The organism is Halomonas sp. (genome assembly GCF_052095765.1).
Classification (GTDB): domain Bacteria; phylum Pseudomonadota; class Gammaproteobacteria; order Pseudomonadales; family Halomonadaceae; genus Halomonas.
The window spans coordinates 1-9,880 of the sequence record NZ_JBQDJZ010000097.1 but is presented as its reverse complement, the minus strand read 5'-3'; the positions used below and the strand labels follow the sequence as shown (position 1 = coordinate 9,880).

Sequence of the window (9,880 nt, the reverse complement as noted above, 5' to 3'; positions counted from 1 at the left end):
CATCAACTACTCGATCTCCTCTGCCTGCGCCACCTCGGCACACTGTATTGGCAGCGCGATGGAGCAGATTCAGATGGGCAAGCAGGATGTGGTGTTTGCTGGTGGTGGCGAAGAAGAACACTGGACACTGTCCTGCCTGTTCGATGCCATGGGTGCGCTGTCAACCCGCTACAACGACACCCCTGAAAAGGCCTCGCGACCTTACGACCAGGCCCGCGATGGCTTCATCATCGCCGGCGGTGGCGGCATGCTGGTGCTTGAAGAACTGGAGCACGCCAAGGCTCGCGGCGCCAAAATCTACGCGGAAGTGGTCGGCTATGGTGCTACCTCGGACGGTCAGGACATGGTCGCCCCTTCCGGCGATGGCGCAGTACGCTGCATGAAACAGGCCATGGCTACCGTAGATGGCAATATCGACTACATCAACACACACGGCACCTCAACGCCGGTAGGTGATATGTCCGAGCTGAAAGCTATTCGTGAAGTGTTTGGCAACACGACACCAGCGATGAGCTCGACCAAGTCACTGACCGGACACTCTCTGGGCGCTACCAGCGTACAGGAAGCGATCTACTCACTGCTGATGCTGGAGAATGACTTCATCGCCGCATCGGCCAATATCGAAAACCTCGATGAGCAAGCCGACGGCTTCGATATTGTGACCGAACGCCGCGACGGCGTGATTGAGCGGGTGCTATCCAACAGCTTTGGCTTTGGCGGCACCAATGCCTGCTTGGTACTGCAGAAGTATCGCGACAGCTGAGCAACAAACCTGCCATAGGCAAGACCAAAAAAAGGGCGCACCTTGTGGAGCGCCCTTTTTTGTTGCGCTATATGCTTTGCAGCACCTGCTCGATACCGACTCAAGCGGGCAGGCGCTTGGCCGGAGCTTCTACCAGATCAGGACGCGGCACCTCGGAAATATTGACCAGCTGAGCCTCAATCCATGCCTCAACCTCGATCAGCACCTCTTCAGGGCTGCGGCCAGCAGTATCAATTGGCTCACCCACCACCAAACTCAGCCGCCCGGGTCGCTTGACCCAGTCGCGGCTCGGCCAGCGCTCGCCGGCATTATGTGCCACCGGCACCACCGGTACTCCCGCGCGGCAGGCAATCACCGTGCCACTCTTGTTGTAGCGCCGCCGCTGACCTGGCTCAACGCGAGTGCCTTCGGGAAAGATCAGTACTGACAAGCCTTCATTCAGCCGCTGCACACCCTGAGTCAACACCTGGCGCATGGCGCGTGACGGCCGGGAGCGATCCAGTGCAATAGGGCGGAGCAGCCGCAAAGCCCAACCAAAGATCGGGATATTCAGCAGCTCCTTCTTGAGCACCGTACACACCGGGGGCTTAATCAGTTGCAGGTACACTGTTTCCCACTCACTCTGGTGGTTGGACAGCATCACACATGGCCCCTGGGGCAGTTTTTCAAGCCCGGAGATCTCATAGCGTACCCCACACGCCACCCTAAACCAGCTCATGATGAAATGGTTATAAAGATTCAACAGCCGATAGCGCGACCTCAATGGCAGAAAGGGTGACGGCGGAAGGAACAGCACCCCACATACCAACATGGCGGCGAAGTAACCGAAATAGAACACAATACTGCGGAGCCGGTTCATTGCTGCCCAACCTTGTCCTGCGATACTTGCTGAGCAACTTGCTGCTCATCACGCGCCAGGCACCACAGATCCAACATGCGACCCACTTCCAGTCGCCAGGCTTTCTGGTGAACACCAAAGGTACCCAGCACCCGTCGGCAGTTCAGCACACGGCGCAAAGGATGTTCATGGTGATGGTTAAGCGCCTTGACGGTGCCCAGCTCGACCTGCTCTCCCCGCCCCTCGAGGCGCGTTTCAAGCTGGGTTCGCACCATCGACACAAAGGTATAAGCGCTGACGGGCTCAGTACCTGCCAGATGGTAGCTGCCCCATGCCTGCGCCCCGCACGACTGCTGCTGCAACATGCCGATCAACGCCATGGCCACCGAGTCGGCCGAGGTGGGACAGAAAATGATATCCGATGCCGCCCTCAACTCGCCGCCGGCAATCAGCGTATCCAACAACTTGCCCAGCCAGGCATGTTTGCCATCCAACGCAAACAGCGGCCCCAACCGCACCATCAGGTGATGCGGTAGCTCGGCGCGAATCCGGTCGCCCACCCGTATCAACTGTTTCAGCCCTTCATTACGCGGCGACGGTATCACATGCTCGTCAATCGGCGTGTCGAAACCGTCTTCATACAGCTGATCTGAAACACACCAGACCAGCGGCACATCCTGAGCTAGACAGGCTTCCAGACAAGCTTCGACATCGTCGACATGGGCTCTCACCGCTGCCGGCTGCTCATCCAGCGGTTGTGTCAAAGGGGGGATAATCACCGCATAAGGCGTCGACTCCTCCAGGTGCCTGGCCGTTACCGAATGCGCCGACTCGAGCTCCAGCTCCAGGTCCTGACGACGCGCCGTCTCACGAACCAGGGCCAGACTGAGGCAGTGCCCGGCATCAAGTACTAGCAGCTTCACGGCAACTCCTTATCTATGACCTATTCACTAAAATGGAATTTCGTCATCGAAATCCTTGAAGCTGTCCGGGTCTGGTGCGCCGTAGCTGCTCTGCTGACCGCCACCCTGAGCGGGTGCTGGCTGGGGTTGGGGCGCAGACTGCTGCTGTCCGCCACCAAAGCTGCCACCCTGCTGTGGTGGCTGCTGCCCACCGCCATAGCCACCGCTCTGCTGGGGCTGTTGCTGCTGGTGTCCACCACCGTAATTGCCGCCGCCCTGCTGGGGCTGCTGCCCACCACCGTAATTACCCCCCTGCTGTGGCTGGTACTGCCCTCCATCCGATCCACCGCGGCTATCGAGCATTTCCATGTTGTTGGCGACAATCTCGGTGCTGTATTTGTCCTGACCGTTCTGGTCCTGCCACTTGCGAGTCTGCAGCCGCCCTTCAACGTAGAGCTTAGAGCCCTTCTTAAGGTACTGCTGGGCGATTTCAGCCAGCTTATTGAACATCACCACCCGGTGCCATTCAGTACGCTCCTGGCGTTGGCCGGTCTGACGGTCCATCCAGCTGTCGGAAGTCGCAAGACTGAGGTTGGCAACAGCGGTACCGGAAGGCGTAAAGCGCACTTCCGGATCCTGTCCGAGGTTGCCGATAAGAATAACCTTGTTGATGCCACGGGCCATGATTAACTCCTTTTCAATACACGTGAAGCAGTTGAGAGGTAGAAGCGCCGTTTCAGTCCATGGTCGCACGACCCTGGGCGTTGACGGTAGTCTATCAAACTCGCCAGATGGCCTCGCCCTTGTCGGGGTCGGTTAATGCGGCCAGGGCCTGTTTGTCGAGATGCTCATGGTCGACCTTGAGATAGGCCAGACGCTCACTGGGCACCACCATGACATCCTCAACGCCCGCGACACAGGAAAACTGTTCCATCAGCATATCCAGGTTATCGTCCTTGCAGCGCTCGTCCAGCGCAACGATTTCACTGGACAGATGGCGCGGCGGGGTCATGCCGACCATCACCACAAACCAGACGAGCCCAAGCAGCGCGCAGCCAATAAAGACCGCGCCAAGGCCCCACTCCTGCGACAGCCAGCCACCCATCACGCCGCCAAGAAAGGCGCCGAGAAACTGGCTGGTGGAATAGACACCCATAGCAGTACCCTTGGCACCGGCTGGTGCCAGCTTGCTGAGCATCGAAGGCAGGGTGGCCTCAAGCAGGTTAAAGGCGGTGAAAAATACCATCAGCCAAGCCAACAGCCCGGCCAGGCCGCTGACCAAGCCCAACCCCAGCAGGCTGAGAGTGATGGCAGCAATAGCACCCAGGCACATCAGCTTCATGCGGCGGCGCTTTTCAGCAACGATCACCAGCGGCACCATAATCAGGAAAGCCACCACCATGACCGACAGATAGATCCAACCGTGGCGCTGCACCTCAATGCCAGCATTGACCAAACGCAGCGGTACCGCGACGAAGATCGCCATCAGCAGCAAGTGCAGCGAAAAAATCGAGATATCCAAGCGCCACAGGTCCGAGCGCCGAAAAACTGACGAGAGCTGGCGGCGATCCAGACCCACATCGCGATGCCGCGAGCGGCGCGGTGCCGGCGGTACCAACTTCCACAGCACCACAAGACCAACTAGCGCCAGGCCAGCGGTCAACCAGAACACACCGGCCAGGCCGAAGTGTGTCGACACTAGCGGCCCCAGCACCATGGCCACGCCAAAAGCCACGCCAATCGACAGGCCGATGGTCGCCATGGCCGCCGTGCGCACCTGCTCACGGGTCTGGTCGGCAAGCAGCGCCATGATGGCGGCAGCCACCGCGCCACTACCCTGCAGACAACGCCCGAGGATAATGCCCTGGATACTGTCAGCCTGCGCCGCCACCATGCTGCCCAGCATGAACAAACACAGGCCAAAGGCAATCACTGGCTTACGACCGAGGCGATCTGACAGCAGGCCAAACGGTATCTGCAGCACGGCCTGGGTCAGGCCATAGACCCCCAACGCCAGACCAATCAGCAGCGGCGTCGAGCCGCTCAACGCATCGGCATACAGCGCCAGCACCGGCAGCACCATGAACAAGCCAAGCATACGTGACGCATAGAGCCCAGCCAGCCCGGCAATGGCTCGCCGCTCGGAGACTAACAGCAGTCCTGAGACCTTTGTCATAGCGTTTAGGACATCCATAGACAGGGCGTAGCGCCCAAGGTGAAGCGCATATTCTAGCTTTCACCACGACGCTGTGGAAGCGTGGCGCGACGAGAGACTTTGCCGGGGTTGCGCGGGGCCGCGTATAATCGATCTTTTGTCGCGCGTCACGAGGTATGAATGGACAGGATTCTGGTCAGGGGTGCCCGCACCCATAATCTCAAGCAGATTGACGTCGAACTGCCACGGGACAAGCTCATTGTAGTCACTGGGCTATCAGGCTCTGGTAAATCGTCGCTGGCCTTTGACACTCTGTACGCGGAAGGTCAGCGTCGCTATGTGGAATCGCTCTCCACCTACGCGCGCCAGTTCCTGTCGATGATGGAAAAACCCGACGTCGACCATATCGAAGGCCTGTCACCGGCAATTTCCATTGAGCAGAAATCAACCTCACATAACCCGCGCTCCACTGTCGGTACCATCACCGAAATCTACGATTACCTGCGCCTGCTTTACGCCCGGGCGGGAACGCCGCGCTGCCCCGAACACGGCGAAGATCTCGAAGCCCAAACCATCTCGCAGATGGTCGATCAGGTGCTGGCACTGCCCGAGGGCAGCAAACTGATGCTGCTGGCCCCGGTGGTCAAGGGCCGCAAAGGCGAGCACTTGCAACTGCTGGCCGAGCTGCGCGCCCAGGGCTTCGTTCGCGCCATGGTCGATGGCCAGGTGCTGGAGCTTGACGACATTACCCCGCTGGACAAGCAGAAGAAGCATGATATCAGCGTCGTGGTGGACCGCATCAAGGTGCGCGACGGCCTGGCCCAGCGCCTGGCCGAGTCGTTCGAGACTGCGCTGGGGCTGGCCAACGGTGTGGCTACGGTACACTTCATGGACGGCGAGGCCGACGATATTGCTTTCTCGGCGCGCTTCGCCTGTCCAGTGTGCGGCTACTCCATCGCCGAGCTTGAGCCGCGCATGTTCTCGTTCAACAACCCCGCCGGCGCCTGTTCACGCTGCGATGGCTTGGGCGTACAGCAGTACTTTGATCCGGACAAGTTAATCAGCCATTCGCAGCTGTCACTGGCCGAGGGCGTCATCAAGGGCTGGGACAGGCGCAGCGTCTACTATTTTAACCAGCTGCAGTCAGTCGCTAACCACTACCGCTTTGCCTTGGAAACACCCTGGCAAGACCTGGCACGACACGAGCGCGATGTCATCCTGAACGGCAGCGGCAAAGATGACATCGAATTTTCCTATGTTAACGACCGCGGCAAAAAAGTCTCCCGCGAACATCCGTTCGAGGGCGTGCTGCCCAATATGCAGCGCCGCTACCGGGAAACTGAATCAAACTCGGTGCGTGAAGAACTGTCGCGCTACATCGCCGTTCAACCCTGCACCAGCTGTGAGGGTTCGCGGCTGCGCAAGGAGTCACGCAACGTCTTTATCGACGACCGCCCACTGCCGCAGCTGGTGCGAATGCCCATCGGCGAGGCGCTGGCCTACTTTGCAGCGCTGAAGCTGCCAGGGCGACGTGGCGAGATTGCCGAAAAGATCATCAGCGAGATCCACGCACGTCTGGAATTTCTGGTTAACGTAGGGCTCGATTACCTCAATCTGGAGCGCAGCGCCGAGACCCTGTCCGGCGGTGAAGCCCAGCGCATCCGTCTAGCAAGCCAAATTGGTGCTGGACTCGTCGGGGTGATGTATATCCTCGACGAGCCCTCCATCGGCCTGCACCAGCGCGATAACGACCGCCTACTGGAGACCCTCAAAAGCCTACGCGATCTGGGCAATACTGTGATCGTGGTGGAGCACGATGAGGATGCCATTCTGGCGGCCGACCACGTGCTGGATATCGGTCCCGGTGCCGGTGTTCACGGCGGCCAGATAGTGGCCCAAGGTACGCCTGCCGAAGTGATGGCCAATCCCGATTCGCTGACCGGTCAGTATCTGTCCGGCACCAAAGAAATCGCGATACCGTCATGGCGGATTCCCGTCAACCCAGAGAAAATACTGCGCCTGAGCGGCGCTAGCGGCAACAACCTGCAGAACGTAACCCTTGAGCTGCCACTGGGACTGTTTGTGTGTATTACCGGCGTGTCGGGATCAGGGAAGTCAACGCTGATCAACGCCACGCTGATGCCTATCGCCGCCCGGGAACTCAACCGCGCCACTACCCTGACGCCAGCGCCTTACAACAAGCTTGAGGGGCTCGACCAGCTCGACAAAGTCATCGACATCGACCAGAGCCCGATCGGGCGCACCCCTCGCTCGAACCCCGCGACCTACACCGGCATTTTCACTCCAATCCGCGAGCTGTTCGCCGGCACCCAGGAGTCCCGTTCACGGGGCTACAAGCCGGGGCGCTTCTCGTTCAACGTCAAGGGCGGGCGCTGCGAGGCCTGCCAGGGCGAGGGCATGATCAAGGTGGAGATGCACTTCCTGCCGGATATCTACGTTCCCTGCGATGTGTGCAAGGGAAAGCGCTACAACCGTGAAACCCTGGACATCAAGTACAAAGGCAAGAGTATCGACGAAGTGTTGAAAATGACCGTCGAAGAGGCTTTGGCTTTTTTCAGCCCGGTCCCCGCCATTGCACGCCGCCTCCAGACACTACTCGATGTCGGGCTGTCGTATATCCGTTTGGGGCAGAGTGCCATCACCCTATCAGGCGGTGAAGCCCAGCGGGTCAAGTTGGCTAGAGAGCTGGCCAAACGTGATACAGGCAAGACACTCTATATTCTTGATGAGCCCACCACTGGCCTGCACTTCGAAGATATACGCCAACTACTGACTGTTCTGCACCGCCTGCGCGACCACGGCAACTCCATTGTGGTGATCGAACACAATCTGGATGTGATCAAAACCGCCGACTGGCTAATCGACCTTGGCCCCGAGGGCGGCTCCGGCGGAGGGCAAATCATTGCTGAAGGCACACCCGAGCAAGTAGCAAACAACGAGGTATCTCATACCGGACGTTTCCTCAAGCCGATGCTAGAACTGGCCGCAAAGAGAAAACATCAAACCAAAACGGCTTTGAGCCAAACCTGATGTCTTACTGCACGAGTTCGCAGTAAGACATCAGCAATTCTCTAGGAAAATATTCTATTCCATAAAAAAGCCGGCTCTCTTGGGAGCCGGCTTTGATCGTAGAGCAGGTGCGTTGAGGATCACTCCTCGCCAGCAGCCTCTTCCACGACGGGGCGATCAACCAGTTCAACATAGGCCATGGGCGCGTTGTCGCCGGTGCGGAAGCCGCACTTGAGAATACGGACGTAACCGCCCGGACGCTCGACGTAACGCGGACCCAGCTCACTGAAGAGCTTGCCGACTGCTTCTTTCGAGCGAGTACGGCTGAAGGCCAGACGACGGTTGGCAACGCTGTCATTCTTGGACAAGGTAATCAGCGGCTCGATAACGCGACGCAGTTCCTTGGCCTTGGGCAGAGTTGTCTTGATCATTTCATGCTCGATCAGCGACACGCTCATGTTCTTGAACATGGCCTGGCGGTGCGAGCTGTTGCGGTTTAGTTGGCGACCGCTTTTACGATGACGCATGGTTGTGATTCCTTACCAAACTGGGACTCGAGTCGACACTCACGCGGAGGCCTTGTCGTCCTTCAGGCTTGCCGGGGGCCAGTTTTCCAGCCGCATGCCGAGGGACAGGCCGCGAGCAGCCAACACTTCCTTGATTTCATTCAGGGACTTCTTGCCGAGATTGGGCGTCTTCAGCAGCTCAACTTCGGTGCGCTGAATCAGATCACCAATGTAATAGATATTCTCGGCTTTCAAACAGTTGGCACTGCGAACAGTCAACTCGAGATCGTCTACGGGGCGCAGCAGAGTCGGATCAACCTGATCTTCTTCCTCTTCCACTTCCTGTTCCTTGTCAGCCTCAAGATCGACGAAGGCGGCCAGTTGGTCTTGCAAAATGGTCGCACTACGACGGATGGCTTCTTCTGGGTCCAGGGTGCCGTCGGTTTCCAGATCGATGATCAGCTTGTCTAGGTCAGTACGCTGTTCAACGCGCGCCGCCTCAACAGCATAGGAAACACGACGCACGGGGCTGAAAGTGGCATCCAGCTGCAAACGGCCGATGGCACGCGACTCGTCAGCAGCATCACTGCGCGCATCCGCGGGCTCATAGCCCCGTCCGCGAGCTACCTTGAGCTGCATGTTGAGTTCGGCGCCTTCATTGATGTGGGCGATGATGAGATCGGGATTAACAATCTCAACATCGTGATCCAGAACAATATCACCTGCCGTAACGACGCCCGGCCCCTGTTTCTTAAGCGAGAGGGTGGTTTCGTCGCGGGTGTGCATCTTGACCGCCACATTCTTCAGGTTCAGAAGAATTTCGACAACATCTTCCTGAACACCATCAAGCGCACTGTACTCGTGCTCAACCCCTGAAATTTCGACCTCTACCACGGCACAGCCAGGCATGGACGACAGCAGGATACGCCGCAGCGCATTGCCCAGGGTATGGCCAAAGCCACGCTCGAAAGGCTCGAGAACGATTCTGGCGTGGTGTGCACTGATCTCTTCGACCTTGATGTCGCGAGGACGGAGAAACTCTGTCACGAAACGCTGCATGATGAATACCTTTCAGGCTGCCAAACGGATACTCGGTACTGAATGTCGCTTCTCCCAGGGGAGAAGCGACTCGGCTGGGCCGCTTACTTCGAGTACAGCTCGACGATCAGGGCCTCATTGATGTCGGCCGACAGGTCTCCGCGCTCAGGCAGGGCCTTGAAAGTGCCTTCCATCTTCTTGGAGTCCGTCTCAAGCCAGACCACATCACCGCGGTTAGCTGCAATCGCCAGGGCCGTCTGGATGCGCGCCTGGTTCTTGGCCTTTTCGCGGACCGCAACCACATCACCAGGCTTAACCTGGTATGAGGCCACGTTAACGGTCTTGCCGTTGACAGAAATGGACTTGTGGCTCACCAGCTGACGCGCTTCAGAGCGCGTAGAGCCGAAGCCCATGCGGTAGACGACGTTGTCCAGTCGGGATTCAAGCAGTTGCAGCAACACTTCACCGGTCGCACCCTTTTGACGGGCGGCTTCCTTGTAGTAGTTGCGGAACTGCTTTTCGAGTACGCCGAAAATGCGACGTACTTTCTGCTTCTCACGAAGCTGCAAGCCGTATTCGGAAAGACGCTGACGGCGCTGGCCGTGTACACCCGGGATCTGCTCGGATTTACACTTTTTCTCGAAGGGA

9 protein-coding genes are annotated in these 9,880 nt (G+C 58.5%); 2 read left to right on the top strand and 7 right to left on the bottom strand.

The features are described from left to right. Nucleotides 1-763, top strand: a 763-nt coding sequence (locus tag ACTH3D_RS11310; RefSeq protein ID WP_441667219.1) for a beta-ketoacyl synthase N-terminal-like domain-containing protein, incomplete at its 5' end; no start/stop codon positions are given. Between the two features lie 100 nt (nt 764-863). Here ACTH3D_RS11310 and ACTH3D_RS11305 read toward each other — a convergent pair. The 4 genes from ACTH3D_RS11305 to ACTH3D_RS11290 all read right to left on the bottom strand — a co-directional run bounded on the left by ACTH3D_RS11305 (nt 864) and on the right by ACTH3D_RS11290 (nt 4,679). Further along, the gene (locus tag ACTH3D_RS11305; RefSeq protein WP_441667218.1) at nt 864-1,622 is read right to left on the bottom strand and encodes a lysophospholipid acyltransferase family protein; all 759 of its coding nucleotides are present in this window, start codon (nt 1,620-1,622) and stop codon (nt 864-866) included. Further along, nucleotides 1,619-2,524 carry a sugar nucleotide-binding protein gene (locus ACTH3D_RS11300; RefSeq protein WP_441667217.1) on the bottom strand — a complete coding sequence of 302 codons (906 nt, stop codon included), beginning with the start codon at nt 2,522-2,524 and terminating at the stop codon, nt 1,619-1,621. The genes ACTH3D_RS11305 and ACTH3D_RS11300 overlap by 4 nt, the downstream gene beginning before the upstream one ends. 27 nt (nt 2,525-2,551) lie before the next feature. After that, on the bottom strand, nt 2,552-3,187 hold the full coding sequence (ssb, locus tag ACTH3D_RS11295) for a single-stranded DNA-binding protein (RefSeq protein WP_441667216.1): 636 nt from the start codon (nt 3,185-3,187) through the stop codon (nt 2,552-2,554). A gap of 94 nt (nt 3,188-3,281) precedes the next feature. Continuing rightward, nucleotides 3,282-4,679 (bottom strand): MFS transporter, encoded by a 1,398-nt coding sequence (locus tag ACTH3D_RS11290; RefSeq protein ID WP_441667215.1) that lies wholly within the window; start codon nt 4,677-4,679, stop codon nt 3,282-3,284. Nucleotides 4,680-4,838: 159 nt separating this feature from the next. Between ACTH3D_RS11290 and uvrA the strand changes: the two genes are divergently transcribed. After that, nucleotides 4,839-7,709 carry an excinuclease ABC subunit UvrA gene (gene uvrA / locus ACTH3D_RS11285; protein ID WP_441667214.1) on the top strand — a complete coding sequence of 957 codons (2,871 nt, stop codon included), beginning with the start codon at nt 4,839-4,841 and terminating at the stop codon, nt 7,707-7,709. A gap of 119 nt (nt 7,710-7,828) precedes the next feature. Here the strand turns inward: uvrA and rplQ are convergent, their stop codons facing one another. The 3 genes from rplQ to rpsD form a co-directional block, all read right to left on the bottom strand. After that, nucleotides 7,829-8,215: a 50S ribosomal protein L17 gene (gene rplQ, locus ACTH3D_RS11280; RefSeq protein WP_441667213.1), complete on the bottom strand. Its 387-nt coding sequence runs from the start codon at nt 8,213-8,215 to the stop codon at nt 7,829-7,831. A gap of 39 nt (nt 8,216-8,254) precedes the next feature. Then, complete coding sequence (locus ACTH3D_RS11275) at nt 8,255-9,253, bottom strand: DNA-directed RNA polymerase subunit alpha (protein ID WP_441667211.1); 999 nt, start codon at nt 9,251-9,253, stop codon at nt 8,255-8,257. Between the two features lie 83 nt (nt 9,254-9,336). Next, on the bottom strand, nt 9,337-9,880 hold a 544-nt coding region (gene rpsD, locus ACTH3D_RS11270; protein ID WP_441667210.1), incomplete at its 5' end, for a 30S ribosomal protein S4.

Bases quoted from the DNA above. Each gene is read 5' to 3' on its own strand.
- ssb (WP_441667216.1), bottom strand. From the start codon at position 3,187: ATGGCCCGTGGCATCAACAAGGTTATTCTTATCGGCAACCTCGGACAG.
- ACTH3D_RS11305 (WP_441667218.1), bottom strand. From the start codon at position 1,622: ATGAACCGGCTCCGCAGTATTGTGTTCTATTTCGGTTACTTCGCCGCC.
- uvrA (WP_441667214.1), top strand. From the start codon at position 4,839: ATGGACAGGATTCTGGTCAGGGGTGCCCGCACCCATAATCTCAAGCAG.
- ACTH3D_RS11290 (WP_441667215.1), bottom strand. From the start codon at position 4,679: ATGACAAAGGTCTCAGGACTGCTGTTAGTCTCCGAGCGGCGAGCCATT.
- rplQ (WP_441667213.1), bottom strand. From the start codon at position 8,215: ATGCGTCATCGTAAAAGCGGTCGCCAACTAAACCGCAACAGCTCGCAC.
- ACTH3D_RS11275 (WP_441667211.1), bottom strand. From the start codon at position 9,253: ATGCAGCGTTTCGTGACAGAGTTTCTCCGTCCTCGCGACATCAAGGTC.